This is a genomic window from Cellulomonas sp. P2_F12, assembly GCF_056403775.1.
In genome coordinates this window covers 98,279-112,598 of sequence record NZ_JBFUEV010000002.1, presented here as the reverse complement: position 1 = coordinate 112,598, position 14,320 = coordinate 98,279, and the positions used below count along the sequence as shown (strand labels likewise).

At 73.9% G+C, this 14,320-nt stretch carries 12 protein-coding genes; 6 read left to right on the top strand and 6 right to left on the bottom strand.

What is annotated here, in order from left to right; translation table 11 throughout:
- From AC1DWH_RS05360 to AC1DWH_RS05345, 4 genes are read left to right on the top strand one after another with little or no spacing between them, the layout of a single operon-like run.
- On the top strand, positions 1 to 396 hold the full coding sequence (locus AC1DWH_RS05360) for a cytidine deaminase (RefSeq protein ID WP_456844105.1): 396 nt from the start codon (positions 1 to 3) through the stop codon (positions 394 to 396).
- On the top strand, positions 393 to 1,685 hold the full coding sequence (locus tag AC1DWH_RS05355; RefSeq protein ID WP_477092805.1) for a thymidine phosphorylase: 1,293 nt from the start codon (positions 393 to 395) through the stop codon (positions 1,683 to 1,685). The genes AC1DWH_RS05360 and AC1DWH_RS05355 overlap by 4 nt, the downstream gene beginning before the upstream one ends.
- 39 nt (positions 1,686 to 1,724) lie before the next feature.
- On the top strand, positions 1,725 to 1,946 hold the full coding sequence (locus tag AC1DWH_RS05350) for a hypothetical protein (RefSeq protein ID WP_456844103.1): 222 nt from the start codon (positions 1,725 to 1,727) through the stop codon (positions 1,944 to 1,946).
- A 39-nt stretch (positions 1,947 to 1,985) separates the two neighbouring features.
- The gene (locus tag AC1DWH_RS05345) at positions 1,986 to 3,116 is read left to right on the top strand and encodes an adenosine deaminase (RefSeq protein ID WP_477092804.1); all 1,131 of its coding nucleotides are present in this window, start codon (positions 1,986 to 1,988) and stop codon (positions 3,114 to 3,116) included.
- A 52-nt stretch (positions 3,117 to 3,168) separates the two neighbouring features.
- Here AC1DWH_RS05345 and AC1DWH_RS05340 read toward each other — a convergent pair whose 3' ends face one another.
- The 4 genes from AC1DWH_RS05340 to AC1DWH_RS05325 are packed head-to-tail and all read right to left on the bottom strand — an operon-like array spanning position 3,169 to position 7,467.
- Positions 3,169 to 4,029, bottom strand: coding sequence for an aldehyde dehydrogenase family protein (locus tag AC1DWH_RS05340; protein WP_477092803.1), 861 nt, complete (start codon positions 4,027 to 4,029; stop codon positions 3,169 to 3,171).
- Entirely contained in the window at positions 4,026 to 5,471 is a 1,446-nt protein-coding gene (locus AC1DWH_RS05335) for an aldehyde dehydrogenase family protein (protein WP_477092802.1), read from the bottom strand. The genes AC1DWH_RS05340 and AC1DWH_RS05335 overlap by 4 nt, the downstream gene beginning before the upstream one ends.
- Positions 5,472 to 5,482: 11 nt before the next feature.
- Positions 5,483 to 6,487 carry a deoxyribose-phosphate aldolase gene (deoC, locus tag AC1DWH_RS05330; RefSeq protein ID WP_477092801.1) on the bottom strand — a complete coding sequence of 335 codons (1,005 nt, stop codon included), beginning with the start codon at positions 6,485 to 6,487 and terminating at the stop codon, positions 5,483 to 5,485.
- Positions 6,484 to 7,467: a sugar-binding transcriptional regulator gene (locus tag AC1DWH_RS05325; RefSeq protein ID WP_477092800.1), complete on the bottom strand. Its 984-nt coding sequence runs from the start codon at positions 7,465 to 7,467 to the stop codon at positions 6,484 to 6,486. The genes deoC and AC1DWH_RS05325 overlap by 4 nt, the downstream gene beginning before the upstream one ends.
- Positions 7,468 to 7,764: 297 nt before the next feature.
- Between AC1DWH_RS05325 and AC1DWH_RS05320 the strand changes: the two genes are divergently transcribed.
- Complete coding sequence (locus tag AC1DWH_RS05320; RefSeq protein ID WP_477092799.1) at positions 7,765 to 10,080, top strand: DUF6055 domain-containing protein; 2,316 nt, start codon at positions 7,765 to 7,767, stop codon at positions 10,078 to 10,080.
- Here AC1DWH_RS05320 and AC1DWH_RS05315 read toward each other — a convergent pair.
- Positions 10,077 to 11,921 carry a phospho-sugar mutase gene (locus AC1DWH_RS05315; RefSeq protein WP_477092798.1) on the bottom strand — a complete coding sequence of 615 codons (1,845 nt, stop codon included), beginning with the start codon at positions 11,919 to 11,921 and terminating at the stop codon, positions 10,077 to 10,079. The two genes, AC1DWH_RS05320 and AC1DWH_RS05315, sit on opposite strands and share 4 nt — an antisense overlap.
- Positions 11,922 to 11,958: 37 nt before the next feature.
- Positions 11,959 to 12,798: a purine-nucleoside phosphorylase gene (locus tag AC1DWH_RS05310; RefSeq protein ID WP_456844095.1), complete on the bottom strand. Its 840-nt coding sequence runs from the start codon at positions 12,796 to 12,798 to the stop codon at positions 11,959 to 11,961.
- 64 nt (positions 12,799 to 12,862) lie between these two features.
- Between AC1DWH_RS05310 and AC1DWH_RS05305 the strand changes: the two genes are divergently transcribed.
- Positions 12,863 to 14,314: an NAD(P)H-quinone dehydrogenase gene (locus tag AC1DWH_RS05305; RefSeq protein ID WP_477092797.1), complete on the top strand. Its 1,452-nt coding sequence runs from the start codon at positions 12,863 to 12,865 to the stop codon at positions 14,312 to 14,314.
- Positions 14,315 to 14,320 lie beyond the last annotated feature (6 nt).

Genomic DNA, 14,320 nt, shown 5'->3' with positions numbered 1-14,320 from the left:
GTGGACATCGACTGGGACGCCCTCCGGGCGGCCGCGACGGACGTCATGCACAAGGCGTACGCGCCGTACTCGAACTTCCCGGTCGGCGCCGCCGCGCTGGTCGACGACGGGCGGGTGGTCGTCGGCTGCAACGTCGAGAACGCGTCGTACGGCGTGACCCTGTGCGCCGAGTGCTCGCTGGTCTCGGCGCTGACCGTCTCGGGCGGCGGGCGCCTGGTGGCGTTCACGTGCGTGGACAAGCACGCCAACGTGCTCATGCCCTGCGGCCGCTGCCGCCAGCTGCTGTGGGAGCACGGGGGAGCGCGCCTGCAGGTGGAGACCACGCACGGCGTCAAGCCGATGACCGAGGTCCTCCCCGACGCCTTCGGGCCCGCTGACCTGGAGGAACGCGCATGACCGAGTCGTTCGACGCCGTGGACGTCATCGTCACCAAGCGCGACGGGCGCCGCCTGTCCGACGCGCAGATCGACTGGGTCATCGACGCGTACACGCGCGGGGTCGTGGCCGAGGAGCAGATGTCGGCGCTCAACATGGCCATCCTGCTCAACGGCATGGACCGCGCGGAGATCGCCCGGTGGACGGCCGCGATGATCGCCAGCGGCGAGCGGATGGACTTCTCGGGGCTGTCCCGGCCGACCGCGGACAAGCACTCCACCGGCGGCGTCGGGGACAAGATCACGCTGCCCCTGGCCCCGCTGGTCGCCGTCTTCGGCGTCGCGGTGCCGCAGCTGTCGGGCCGCGGGCTCGGTCACACGGGCGGCACGCTGGACAAGCTCGAGTCGATCCCCGGCTGGCGGGCGGCCCTGAGCAACGACGAGATGATGGCGCAGCTCGACGACGTCGGCGCGGTCATCTGCCAGGCCGGCTCGGGCCTCGCGCCCGCCGACCGCAAGCTCTACGCGCTGCGCGACGTGACGGGCACGGTCGAGGCCATCCCGCTGATCGCCAGCTCGATCATGAGCAAGAAGATCGCCGAGGGCACGGGCGCGCTGGTGCTCGACGTCAAGGTGGGCTCCGGGGCGTTCATGAAGGACGTCGACCGCGCCCGCGAGCTGGCCCGGACCATGGTCGCGCTGGGCACCGACGCGGGCGTGCGGACGGTCGCGCTGCTCACCGACATGTCGACGCCGCTCGGGCTGACGGCGGGCAACGCGCTCGAGGTCCGCGAGTCGGTCGAGGTGCTCGCCGGCGGGGGACCGGCGGACGTCGTCGAGCTCACCGTGGCCCTGGCGCGCGAGATGCTCGCGGCGGCCGGACGGCCCGTCGACGACGTCGAGGCGGCGCTGCGCGACGGCCGGGCGATGGACGCGTGGAAGCGCATGATCGCGGCCCAGGGGGGCGACCCGGACGCCACCCTGCCGGTGGCCCGGGAGACGTCGCAGGTGCTCGCGGAGGCGGACGGCGTGCTCGCCGAGCTGGACGCCTACGCCGTCGGCATCGCGGCCTGGCGCCTCGGGGCCGGCCGCGCGCGCAAGGAGGACCCGGTGCAGGCCGGGGCCGGCGTCGAGCTGCACGCCAAGCCCGGGGACGTCGTACGGGCCGGTCAGCCGCTCATGACGCTGCACACCGACACGCCCGAGCGGTTCGGCCGCGCGATCGAGGCGCTCGACGGCGCGGTCGTCGTCGCACCCGCCGGGACCGCCGTGCCGGTGCGGCCCCTGGTGATCGACCGCATCGACGCCTGACCCCTCGCGGCTCCGCGTCGGCGGGGGCACGATGGGGTGATGAGCACCGTTCCCGGCAGCGACTCGTGGCGGGACGCCGGACTGGCCCCGGCGGACCCCGACGTCCCTCGCAACCTCGGCGACGACGACACGCCGGACGTCACCGACCCCGAGGAGTACGAGCCCGCCTTCGCCCGGCCCGACCGCGAGGGGCTCGCCGACGAGGCCGACGTGGTCGAGCAGGACACCGAGGTGCCCGACGATGACGGGGCGGACGGCTGACCGACTGCTGGTGAACGTCCGTCCCGCTACGGTGGGGCCATGACGTCGCCCTCCGACACGCCCGAGGCCACCGATGCCGTCGCATCCCTGGTCGCGCTGATCCCCGGACTTCCCAAGGTCGTCCTCCACGACCACCTCGACGGTGGGCTCCGCCCGGCGACGATCATCGAGCTGGCCGGCGAGATCGGCTACGAGCTGCCGACGACCGACGCCGACGAGCTGGGCCGCTGGTTCGTCGAGGCCGCGAGCTCGGGGACCCTGGTGCGGTACCTCGAGACGTTCGACCACACGGTCGCGGTCATGCAGACCGAGGAGGGGCTGCGCCGGGTCGCCCGGGAGTCCGTGCTCGACCTGGCCGCCGACGGCGTCGTCTACGCCGAGCAGCGGTACGCGCCCGAGCAGCACCTGAGCAAGGGGCTCTCGCTCCAGCAGGTGGTCGACGCGGTGCAGGCCGGGTTCGCGGAGGGGATCGCCGAGGCCGCGTCGCAGGGCCGCTCGATCCGGATCGGCACCCTCGTCACGGCGATGCGACACGCGGACCGGGGCGACGAGATCGCGGCGCTGGCGCTGGAGAACCGGGACAACGGCGTGGTCGGCTTCGACATCGCCGGCGCTGAGATCGGCTTCCCGGCCGCGCGGCTGGCCAGCGCGTTCGCCACCCTGTCCGAGGCGGACTTCCCGGCGACGGTCCATGCGGGCGAGGCGGTCGGGCCGGAGTCGATCGCCGACGCGATCCACGTCGGACGCGCGCTGCGGATCGGCCACGGCGTCCGCCTGGTCGAGGACATCAGCACGGACGAGCTCGGCGACAAGCTGGGCACCCTGTCCCACTGGGTCCGCGACCGGCGCATCCCGCTCGAGCTGTGCCCGTCCTCGAACGTGCAGACGGGTGCCGCCGAGTCCGTGGCCGCCCACCCCATCTCGCGCCTGCGGGACCTCGGGTTCGCCGTGACCGTCAACACCGACAACCGGCTGCAGTCCGGCACCTCGATGACCCGGGAGCTCACGCTGCTGGTCGAGGAGGCCGGCTGGACGTTGGCCGACCTGCGCGACGTCGCCGTCACCGCCGCCCAGCACACGTTCCTGCACCACGACGAGCGCCTGGCGCTCATCGAGCAGGTGCTGCTGCCCGCCTACGCCAGCGCGCGCGGCAGCCGGCACCGCGCCTGAGCACGACGAAGGCCCGCACCCGCTGCCGGGTGCGGGCCTTCGTGCTGCCGTCCTAGATCAGGCCCTTGGTGTGCCAGACCGTCTTGGTCTCCGAGAACGCCGTGATCCGGTCCAGGGACGGCGCCGCGGCGTCCGGGCCGTTCTCGGGCGGGAGGACCCGCTTGAGGGTGTCGGCGGCCGCGATCTGCAGGTCGACCCAGTCGAGGTCGCCCGCGCCGACCAGGTCGAGCGCGTTGACGTCGGCGTGGCTGGCGAGCCAGGGCGCGATCTCGGCCGGTGACCCCGTGAGCACGTTGACGACGCCCTTGGGCACGTCGCTCGTCGCGAGCACCTCGGACAGGCTGATCGCCGACAGGGGGAGCCGCTCGCTGGCCACGACGACGACCGTGTTGCCGCCGACGAGGGCGGGGGCCACCGCGGACACCAGGCCGAGCAGCGACGAGTCCTGCGGGGCGACGATCGCGACGACGCCCGTGGGCTCCGGCACCGAGATGTTGAAGTACGGCCCGGCGACGGGGTTGGCGTTGCCGGCCACCTGCGCGTACTTGTCGCACCAGCCCGCGTACCAGACCCAGCGGTCGATGGCCGCGTCCACCTGCGCGGTCGCGACGGACGTCGACACGCCCTCGGCGTCGACGATCTCCGCGACGAACTGCGCCCGGCGGCCCTCGAGGATCTCGGCGACGCGGTAGAGCACCTGGCCGCGGTTGTAGGCCGTGGCACCCGACCAGCCACCGACCGCGGCCCGGGCGGCGACGACCGCGTCCCGGGCGTCCTTGCGCGAGGCCTTCGCCGCGTTGGCGAGGAATGCGCCCTTGGCGCCGACGATCTCGTAGGTGCGGCCCGACTCGCTGCGCGGGAACGCCCCGCCGATGTAGAGCTTGTACGTCTTGGGCACGGCGAGGCGGCTCACTTGGCGGCTCCACTCTTGAGGTACGCGGCGATGCCGTGCCGACCGCCCTCGCGGCCGTACCCGGACTCCTTGTAGCCGCCGAACGGGCTGGACGGGTCGAACCGGTTGAACGTGTTCGCCCAGATCACGCCGGCGCGCAGCTTGTCGGCGACCGCGAGGATGCGGCTGCCCTTGTCGGTCCAGATGCCGGCGGACAGGCCGTACGGCGTGTTGTTGGCCTTGGCGACCGCCTCCGCCGGCGTGCGGAACGTGAGCACGCTCAGCACCGGGCCGAAGATCTCCTCGCGGGCGATCCGGTGGCTGGTCGACACGTTGGTGAAGATGGTCGGCGCGTACCAGAACCCGTTGTCCGGGATGGTGCAGGCCGCGGTCCAGCGGTCGGCGCCCTCGGCCTCGCCGATGTCGCTGAGCTCCCGGATCCGCTGCAGCTGCTCGGCGCTGTTGATGGCGCCGATGTCGGTGTTCTTGTCCAGCGGGTCGCCGAGCCGCAGCGTCGACAGGCGGTTCTTCAGACGGTCGACGACCTCGTCGTGGATCGACTCCTGCACCAGCAGCCGGCTGCCCGCGCAGCACACGTGCCCCTGGTTGAAGAAGATGCCGTTGACGATGCCCTCGATGGCCTGGTCGATGGGGGCGTCGTCGAACACGATGTTCGCCGCCTTGCCGCCCAGCTCGAGGGTCAGCTTCTTGTTCGTGCCGGCGACCGACTTCGCGATCGCCCGGCCGACCGACGTGGACCCGGTGAACGCCACCTTGTCGACGTCCCCGTGGCCGACCAGCGCCGCGCCCGTGTCGCCCGCACCCGTGATGATGTTGACGACGCCGGGCGGAAGGTCGGCCTGCTGCACGATCTCGGCGAACAGCAGCGCGGTCAGCGACGTGGTCTCGGCCGGCTTGAGGACGACCGTGTTGCCGGCGGCCAGCGCCGGGGCGATCTTCCACGCGAGCATGAGCAGCGGGAAGTTCCACGGGATCACCTGCGCGGCGACCCCCAGCGGCGCCGGGCGGGCCCCGAGACCGACGTGGTCGAGCTTGTCGGCCCAGCCGGCGTAGTAGAAGAACCAGGCCGCGACCAGCGGGATGTCGACGTCGCGGCTCTCCTTGATCGGCTTGCCGTTGTCGAGGCTCTCGGCCACGGCGAGCTCCCGGGCCCGCTCCTGCAGCAGGCGCGCGATCCGGAACAGGTACTTGCCGCGGTCGGCGCCGGACATCCGCGACCAGACCTTGTCGTAGGCCTTGCGGGCGGCGGCGACGGCGGCGTCCACGTCGGCCTCGTCGGCCGTCGCGATGGTCGCGATGTGCTTCTCCGTGGCCGGCGAGATCGAGGCGAACGGCGCGCCGTGCCCCTCGCGGAACTCGCCGCCGATGAACAGCCCGTACTCGCTGCGCAGGTTCAGGATCGCCTGCGACTCGGGCGCGGGCGCGTACTCGAGGAATGACATCTGCGGGCCCCTCAGTCGATCGTCACGTAGTCGGGACCGGAGTAGTGCCCGGTCGTCATCTTCTGGCGCTGCAGCAGCACGTCGTTGAGCAGGCTCGACGCGCCGAACCGGAACAGGTGCGGTGTCAGCCACTCCTCGCCGACCGTCTCGGCGACCGTCACCAGGTACTTGATCGCGTCCTTCGACGCCCGGATGCCACCGGCCGGCTTGACGCCGATCTTGTGCCCGCTGAGCCGGTGCCAGTCGCGCACCACCTCGAGCATCAGCAGCGTGACGGGCAGCGTGGCGGCGGGGGAGACCTTGCCGGTCGACGTCTTGATGAAGTCGCCCCCGGCGAGGATGCCGAGCCAGCTGGCGCGGCGGACGTTGTCGTACGTGTTCAGCTCGCCCGTCTCGAGGATCACCTTGAGGTGCGCGTACGTGCCGTCGGCGCGGCGGCAGGCCTCCTTCACGGCGACGATCTCGTCGTAGACCTGGCCGTACCGACCCGCCAGGAAGGCGCCGCGGTCGATCACCATGTCGATCTCGTCGGCACCCGCGGCGACCGCGTCGGCCGTGTCCTCCAGCTTGATGGACCGCGACGCGCGCCCGCTGGGGAACGCGGTGGCGACCGCGGCGACCGAGATCCCGCCCTTGTCGGGGTCGCCGTGCGAGGCACCCAGCGCCTCCACCGCGTGCGGGACCATGTCGCCGTACACGCAGACCGCGGCGACCCGCGGGCAGCCGGGGTCGGTCGGGTCGGGCGTCAGGGCCTTGGCCACCAGCGAGCGCACCTTGCCGGGCGTGTCCGCCCCCTCGAGGGTGGTCAGGTCGATGAGCGCGATGATCCGGTCGAGCGCCCACGCCTTCGAGGTCGTCTTGATCGAGCGCGTGCCCAGGCCCGCGGCCCGCTGCTCGAGCCCGACGGCGTCCACCCCGGGGATCCCGTGCAGGTAGCGCCGCAGGTTGGCGTCGTTGGCCTCACCGCCGAGCAGCGCGAGCGCGCGGTCGGAGGGGGCGATCTGCGTGCCTGTCATGCTGAGCCTCGCTGTCCTTCGCTGGTCATGTGCTTCTCGATGAGGTTCGTGGCGGTCTCCTCGTCGGTGACCAGCACGGTGCAGAGCCCGCTGGACACGACGGCGTCGGCCACGGCGTGCTTGGCCGCCCCGGCGATGACGGCGATGCTGAGCGGCGCCGCGCGCAGGCGCTCGAGCGGGAGCCCGACGGTCCGCTCGTCCAGGCGGGGGTCGACGATCGCGCCCGCGCTGTCGATGTACCGGCCGACGACGTCGCCGACCGCGCCCCGACGCACGAGGTCCGCGACGTCGTCCGCCGTGAGGTAGCCGCTGTCGACGAGCACCGAGGTCTCGTCGGCGGCGCCGGCGCTGAAGAGGTACGCGTCCGCGGTCGAGGCGAGCTCGAGGACGGCCGCGACGGCGCGGTCGGACTCGATGGCCTGCTTGGTCTCGAGGCGCTCGAGGATCGCCGGGCTGGGCAGCAGCGCCGCCTGCCCCCGGCCCTTCTGGGCGATGGCGACCGCGGTGGTCGCCGCGGTGCCGGCCCGCCGGGTGCGGCTCACGCCGCCGTTGATCTGCACGACGTCGACGCCCGACGCCCAGCCGTCCTCGAGGTGCACCGAGATCTCGTGGAGCGTCCGGCCCCAGCTGAGCCCGAGCGTGCGCGGCACCGGACGCAGGGAGGCCAGGTAGTCGGCGGCGGCCTGGGCGACCCGCGACTGGACCTCGTGCTCGTCCTGCCCGTCGACGCCCGCCGTCGAGACGACGACCGCGTCGGTCAGGCCGCAGGTCTCGCGCAGCCGACGCTCGATGGGCAGGCGCCGGGCGCGCGGGTGCACGATCTCGATCCGGATGAAGCCGTCCGCCTTCGCCTGGGCGAGGAGCCGCCCGACCTTCCAGCGCGTGAGCTCGAGGATGGACCCGATCTCGTCCTGGGTCTTGTCTTCCTCGTAGTACAGCTCGGCTGCGCGGATGGACAGCAGCTCGTCCGACTCGATCACCTCTCCACAGTAGGCACCCTGTCGACACCTCGCAACATATGCAGCAATCTCTGCTCATCTGAGCACGCGGCTGCGGGAGCGGTCAGAATCACCCGTTCGGTGGTTGTGCCCGCGATTGACTCGTCCGGGGGCGTCGGCGACAGTGGGGCAGCCGTGCGCGGGTCCCGCCGCCGGTGGCCGTGGCGCAGGGTGGCGACCGGGTCCCGGCTCGTCTCCCGCACGCGGTCCGGTCGCACCGATCGAGGCTCTCGCCCGGCGTGCGCGCCACCGCACGGGCGATCGAGGGGACAGCAGGGCATGGGTCGGTGGGGACGCGGCGCGACGATCGCCGCCGTGCTCGCGGCCGTCCTCGTCGCCGGGCTCGGGCTCACCGCCGTGGTGCGGCACGTCCGCGACGACAAGACCGTCGTCGTGCCCGCCGCCTGGAGCGAGTCCTGGAAGCGCGCGCACGTCCGCGAGGGGCGCGACGTCGTGCTGGCGTGGGGCGACCGGGCGGGCGCCGACCCGGCGACGGCGCCGGCCGAGCTCCGGTTCGACGCGGAACGCGCGGTGGCCCAGCTCGACGCCCTGTACGACCTCGACGTGCACGACCTGGGCGTGGTGGCCGCGGACGGGGCGATCGCGCGCCACAAGGTCGTCGTCGTCGTCGACCGGACGTGGTCGGACGGCCCCGGATCGCCGACGAGCGGCGCGGTCACCCCGCAGGTGGGCGGGCTGTCGCAGGACGAGCGCGGCGCGACCGGGAGCGTGACCGACGGTGTCGGGCTGCTGCGCGTGGACGTCTCGGCGCTGACCGCCCGCGGGCACGAGTCCGCGACCGTCTCGACCGCCGGCGCGGCCCCCGTCGGCGGGTCGGAGTTCGACCCGTCCTGGGAGCTCGCCCGGGGCTTCGCCGAGGTGGTGCAGGGCTTCGCGGCCCTCGACTCGCCTGGGCACGGCTTCGCCGCCGACTCGGCGACGTTCGGGTCCGCCAGCGCCGCCTACCTCGCCACCGTCGCCGCGCCCGGCGGCATCGGGAGCACCGCGGACCTGGTGCGCAGCCCGCAGCTGCACTGGTCGAGCGCGCGGCTGGGCGACAGCAGCTGGCTCCTGCTGCAGTACCTGACGGAGCGGGACGGCGAGCAGATCCTCGGTCGGCTCTGGCGTGAGGCCCGGGCCGGGGAGGACCCGCTCGCGGCCTACATGCGGCTGACCGGGATCAGCCAGGCGGACCTGAACCGGCGCGTGGCCGAGTACGCCCTGCGGACGGTCACGTGGGACTTCGCCGACCGCAGCGCGATCGCCGCGGCCGTCGCGGAGATGGACCCGGTGCTGCTGGCGGACCGGACCACGCCCGCCGAGGCGGTCCAGGGCGATCCGGGCCACTACCGCGTGCTCGACGCGTTCGCGCCGTCCGACTACGGCTTCACCATCGTGCGGCTGGAGCCCGACGCCGGCGTGCGCGACATCCACCTGCGTCTGCGAGGTCACGGCGACGCCGCCGGCGCCGGGCTGAGCTTCGGGTTCGTCGCGGTCCGCGACGGGGCCCCTCGCTACAGCCCCGTGACGGAGAGCCTCGACCAGGAGGTGCAGCTCACCCTGCGCACCGGCGAGCGGGTGGTGTACCTCGTCGTCGTGGGCACCCCGACGGCCGACCACGCGCACGCCTCGTCCGACGGGTACGGCGACGTCGCCCGATACCCGTACGAGTTCCGCGTCTCCGGTGCGACCGTCGCCGACGACGCGGCCGAGCCCGCCACCCCGGGCGGCCACCGGCACGCCAACGGGGGCGGCTGGGTGGACGACGCCGCGACGGTGGACCCGACCGCCTTCGTCGGCCCGGACGCCGTGGTCCGCGGCGATGCGCAGGTGCTCGGCGACGCCCGGATCGAGGGCCGGGCCTGGGTCGAGGCCGGGGCCGTGGTCGAGGGCGACGCGGTCGTGCGCGACGTGGCGGTCGTCCGGTCGACGGCACGGCTGGGCGGCACCGTGGTCGTTGCCGGCGATGCCGTGGTGGGCTTCACCTGCAGCTCCGGCGCCTACGGCACCTTCGACCCGGCCCGCACCTGCGACGGCGCCCCGGCCTCGCCGGACGTCAACGCGCCGGTCACGCCCTTCACGGCCGACGACCTCGCGCTGAGCGAGGCCGCGACCCCGAGCCCGAGCCCCACGCCCGAGCCGACGACGCCGTCCGAGAGCCCGACCCCGACGCCGACGAAGCCCCCGCGGGTGCAGCAGCCGGCCCCGGCGCCGACCACCGCGGTGCCGAGCCCCACCGAGGGCGGTGTGGTGCCGCCGGAGCCGATGCCGGCCAGCCCGTGCACCGCCGTCTACACGGTCACCAACCACTGGTCGTCCGACGGGCAGAACTGGTTCCAGGGCCAGGTCGTCGTCACCGCCGGGAGCACCGGCGTGGAGGGCTGGGCAGTGACGTGGGCGCTGCCCGCGGGGGAGCAGATCACCGCCGTGTGGAACGCGCGCCTGGGCACCAGCGGCTCGCTCGCGACCGCCGAGAACATGAGCTACAACGGCAGCCTGCGCGACGGCACCCAGGCGACGTTCGGGTTCCAGGGCACCGCTCCCGGGGACGCCGGGCTGCTGGTGCCGCAGGTCACCTGCACCCGGACGCGCTAGATCCCCAGGGCCGTCCGCACGTCCGCCGCGACCGAGTCCAGGCGCTCCCGGGCCTTCTCGCGCGCGCGCCCGACGGACCTGTGGTCCGCCGAGGGCTCCACGGGCAGGACGACCTCGAGGTAGCACTTGACCTTGGGCTCGGTGCCGCTGGGCCGCACGATGACCCGGGTGCCGTCGGCGGTGAGCAGCCGCAGGCCCTCGGTGGGGGGCAGGCCGTCGCGGTCGTCGTCGGTGCCCGCCGCCAGGTCGACGACCTCGATCACGCGCGACCCGCCGAGCGTCGACGGCGGTCGGCTGCGGACGCGGTGCACGGTCTGCCCGATCTGCGCGAGGTCGACGAACCGGGCCGAGACCTGGTCCGTCAGGTGCAGGCCGTGCACGCGGGCGAGATCGTCGAGCGCGTCGACGACCGTGCGACCCTCGGCCTTGAGCCGGGCGGCCAGCCCGGCGACGAGCAGCGCCGCCGAGATGCCGTCCTTGTCGCGCACGTTCGCCGGGTCGACGCAGTAGCCCAGCGCCTCCTCGTACCCGAACACCAGGCCGTCCACGCGCGAGATCCACTTGAACCCCGTGAGCGTCTGCGCGTACCCGTAGCCCGCCGCGCCGGCGATCTTGCCGAGCAGGCGCGACGAGACGATCGAGCTGGCGAAGTACGACCCGTTCGGGTTCCCGCCGCCGGCCGCCAGGGTGGCGCCGAGCAGCGACCCGGTCTCGTCGCCGTGCAGGATGCGCCAGCCCTCGGCCTCGGCGGTGTCCGGGCCGCGGAACGACCGGTGGCGCAGGTCCTGGGCGCCCACGCCGCAGCGGTCCGCGTCCGGGTCGAGGGCGATCACCAGGTCGGCGCCCTCGTCGCTGGCCAGGCCGATGGCCAGGTCGATCGCCCCCGGCTCCTCCGGGTTGGGGAACGCGATGCTGGGGAAGTCGCCGTCCGGCTCCGCCTGCTCCGGCACCACGAGCACGTCGGTGAACCCGGCCTCGGCGAGCACCCGCTGGGCCACCTCGCCGCCGACGCCGTGCAGCGGGGTCAGGACGATGCGCAGGCGCTTGGCGGCCGCGCGGGTCGCGTCGTCGGTGGGCGCCAGCGCGACGACCGAGCGCACGTACGCGTCGAGCACCTCCGGCCCGAGGACCGTCCAGCCGCTCGCCGCGCGCGGCACCGACGCGACCGAGGGGACGTGCGCGATCTCGGCGGCGATCGCGGCGTCCGCGGGGGGCACGATCTGCGCGCCCTGGCCGGAGTCCGTGACCACCCGTCCGCCCAGGTAGACCTTGTAGCCGTTGTCCTGCGGCGGGTTGTGCGACGCGGTGACCATGATCCCGGCGTCGGCACCCAGGTGCCGGACCGCGAAGGCCAGCACCGGCGTGGGGAGCGCGGACGGCAGGACCAGCACCTCGATGCCCACGGCCGTCAGGACCGCCGCCGAGTCGCGTGCGAAGTCGACCGACTTGTGCCGGGCGTCGTACCCGATCACCACGCGCGGGGCTGGGTGCACGCCGTCGAGCTCACCGAGCAGGTAGTCGGCCAGCCCCGAGGCGGCACGGATGACGACCGCGCGGTTCATCCGGTGCGGACCGCCGCCGAGCCGCCCGCGCAGGCCCGCGGTGCCGAACTGCAGCAGGCCCGAGAACCGGTCCGCCAGCTCGGCGCGGGCCTCCGTGCGGGCGTCGAGCTCCTGGCGCTCCGTGGGGTCGGGCTCGTGGCCGGGCGCGATCGTCGGAGGTTCCGCACGCGCCAGGTCGAGCAGCCTGCGGAGCTCGTCGGCCGTCTGAGGATCGGGATCGTCGTCGATCCACGTCTGCACCCGCGCCTCGAGGCCTGCCCACGCATCGTCGCCGGTCATGGGCCCAACGTACTCAGGACGACCGGTGCGCGCTCCCCTAGAGCCTGCGGACGATCTGCGCCAGGAGGGCGCTGATGCGGGGACCGGCGGCGCGGCCCGCCTCGAGCACCTCCGCGTGCGACAGCGGCTCGGCGCTGATGCCCGCGCCGAGGTTGGTCATCAGCGAGATGCCGAGGATCTCGAGCCCCGCGTGCCGCGCCGCGATCGCCTCGAGCGTGGTCGACATGCCGACCAGGTGACCGCCGAGGATCCCGGCCATCTGCACCTCGGCCGGCGTCTCGTAGTGCGGCCCGGGGAACTGCACGTAGACGCCCTCGTCGAGCGTCGGGTCGACCTCGCGGGCCAGCGCGCGCAGGCGTGGCGAGTACAGGTCCGTGAGGTCCACGAACGTCGCTCCCTCGAGCGGTGACGTGGCCGTGAGGTTGAGGTGGTCGCTGATGAGCACCGGCGTGCCGGGCTTCCACGCGGGGTTGAGGCCGCCGCAGCCGTTCGTGAGGACGACCGTCGACGCGCCCGCCGCGGCGGCCGTCCGGACACCGTGCACGACGCGCCGCACGCCGCGGCCCTCGTACAGGTGGGTGCGCGAGCCCAGGACGAGCGCGTGCCGGTCGGTGCCCTCGATCCGGATGGACCGGGTGGTCGCGCCGTGGCCGGCGACCGCCGGGGCCGAGAAGCCGGGGATCTCGTGGCTGGGCACCTCCGCGACCGTCTCGCCCAGCAGGTCCGCCGCGCCGCCCCAGCCCGAACCGAGCACGAGGAGCACGTCGTGGCGCTCGACGCCGGTCGCCTGCGCGATGTACGCGGCGGCGGCGCGGGCGACCTCGAACGGGTCGGTGGCGGGGTCGTCGAGGTCGGGGAGGGGTGTGACGTCGCTCATGGTCCGAGGTTAACGCGGACGATCCGCCTGGCCGTGCGCGCCCGGACCGGCAGAATGGGTGTCCGTGAGCACCCCCGCGCCGACATCGCCCGCCCCCCGCGTCGTCATCGTCGGCGGCGGCCCCGGCGGCTACGAGGCGGCCCTCGTCGGCCGTCGCCTCGGCGCCGACGTCACCGTGGTCGAGGCCGCCGGCATGGGTGGCGCTGCGGTCCTGACCGACGTGGTCCCGTCCAAGACGCTCATTGCCACCGCCGAGTGGATGACCATCGCGGACCGCGCGCCCGAGCTGGGCATCCGGCTCGACGGCACGGCGCTGTCCAGCGCGGTCGGCGGCACCCTCGACGACCTGCGGCACCGCATCGACCTCGCCGCCGTCAACACGCGCGTCAAGGCGCTCGCGGCCGCGCAGTCCGCGGACATCCGGTCCCGCCTCGAGCGCGAGGGCGTGAAGATCATCCTCGGGCACGGCCACCTCGACGGGCCGTCCCGCGTCGTCGTGACCACCCCCCAGGGCGTCGAGGACCTCACGCTCGACGCCGACGTCGTGCTCGTCGCCACCGGCGCGACCCCGCGTGCGCTGCCCGAGGCGCGGCCCGACGGGGAGCGGATCCTCACGTGGACCCAGCTGTACGACCTCAACGCGCTGCCCAAGCGGCTCATCGTCGTCGGCTCGGGCGTCACGGGTGCCGAGTTCGCCGGCGCCTACACGTCGCTGGGAGCCGACGTGGTGCTCGTGTCCAGCCGCGAGCGCGTGCTGCCCGGCGAGGACGCGGACGCCGCCCAGCTGCTCGAGGACGTGTTCAAGACCCGCGGCATGACGGTGATGTCCCAGTCGCGGGCGGCGGGCGCCAAGCGCACCGCCGACGGCGTCGAGGTGACCCTGTCCGACGGCCGCGTCATCGAGGGGTCGCACGTGCTCTTCGCCGTCGGCTCCATCCCCACCACGGCGGGACTCGGCCTCGAGGAGGCCGGCGTCCGGCTGACCGCGTCCGGGCACATCGAGGTGGACAAGGTGTCGCGCACCAACGTCCGTGGCGTCTACGCGGCCGGTGACGTGACCGGGGTGCTCCCGCTGGCGTCCGTCGCCGCGATGCAGGGCCGGCTCGCGATGGCGCACGCGCTCGGCGACGCCGTGAAGCCGCTGACGCTCCGCGGCGTCTCCGCGAACATCTTCACGTCGCCCGAGATCGCGACGGTCGGGTCGTCGGAGGCCCAGCTGCAGGCGCAGAGCGTGAAGTACTCGGTCAGCATGCTGCCCCTGGCCCGCAACCCCCGCGCCAAGATGCTGGGCGTCCGCGACGGGTTCATCAAGATCTTCGCCCACTCGGCCACCGGCACCGTGCTCGGCGCGGTCGTCGTCGGCCCCCGCGCCAGCGAGTCGATCTACCCGCTGACCCTGGCGGTGACGCACCGACTGACCACCGACCAGCTGGCCGAGACCGCGACCGTGTACCCGTCGATGTCCGGCACGATCGCCGAGGTGGCCCGCATCCTGCACCACCGGTCCGAGGACTGACCCCTC

What these genes read in the sequence shown, in the direction of transcription:
- AC1DWH_RS05335 (WP_477092802.1), bottom strand. Translation starts at nt 5,471, where the DNA reads ATGTCATTCCTCGAGTACGCGCCCGCGCCCGAGTCGCAGGCGATCCTG.
- AC1DWH_RS05320 (WP_477092799.1), top strand. Translation starts at nt 7,765, where the DNA reads ATGGGTCGGTGGGGACGCGGCGCGACGATCGCCGCCGTGCTCGCGGCC.
- AC1DWH_RS05345 (WP_477092804.1), top strand. Translation starts at nt 1,986, where the DNA reads ATGACGTCGCCCTCCGACACGCCCGAGGCCACCGATGCCGTCGCATCC.
- AC1DWH_RS05350 (WP_456844103.1), top strand. Translation starts at nt 1,725, where the DNA reads ATGAGCACCGTTCCCGGCAGCGACTCGTGGCGGGACGCCGGACTGGCC.
- AC1DWH_RS05315 (WP_477092798.1), bottom strand. Translation starts at nt 11,921, where the DNA reads ATGACCGGCGACGATGCGTGGGCAGGCCTCGAGGCGCGGGTGCAGACG.
- AC1DWH_RS05355 (WP_477092805.1), top strand. Translation starts at nt 393, where the DNA reads ATGACCGAGTCGTTCGACGCCGTGGACGTCATCGTCACCAAGCGCGAC.
- deoC (WP_477092801.1), bottom strand. Translation starts at nt 6,487, where the DNA reads ATGACAGGCACGCAGATCGCCCCCTCCGACCGCGCGCTCGCGCTGCTC.
- AC1DWH_RS05310 (WP_456844095.1), bottom strand. Translation starts at nt 12,798, where the DNA reads ATGAGCGACGTCACACCCCTCCCCGACCTCGACGACCCCGCCACCGAC.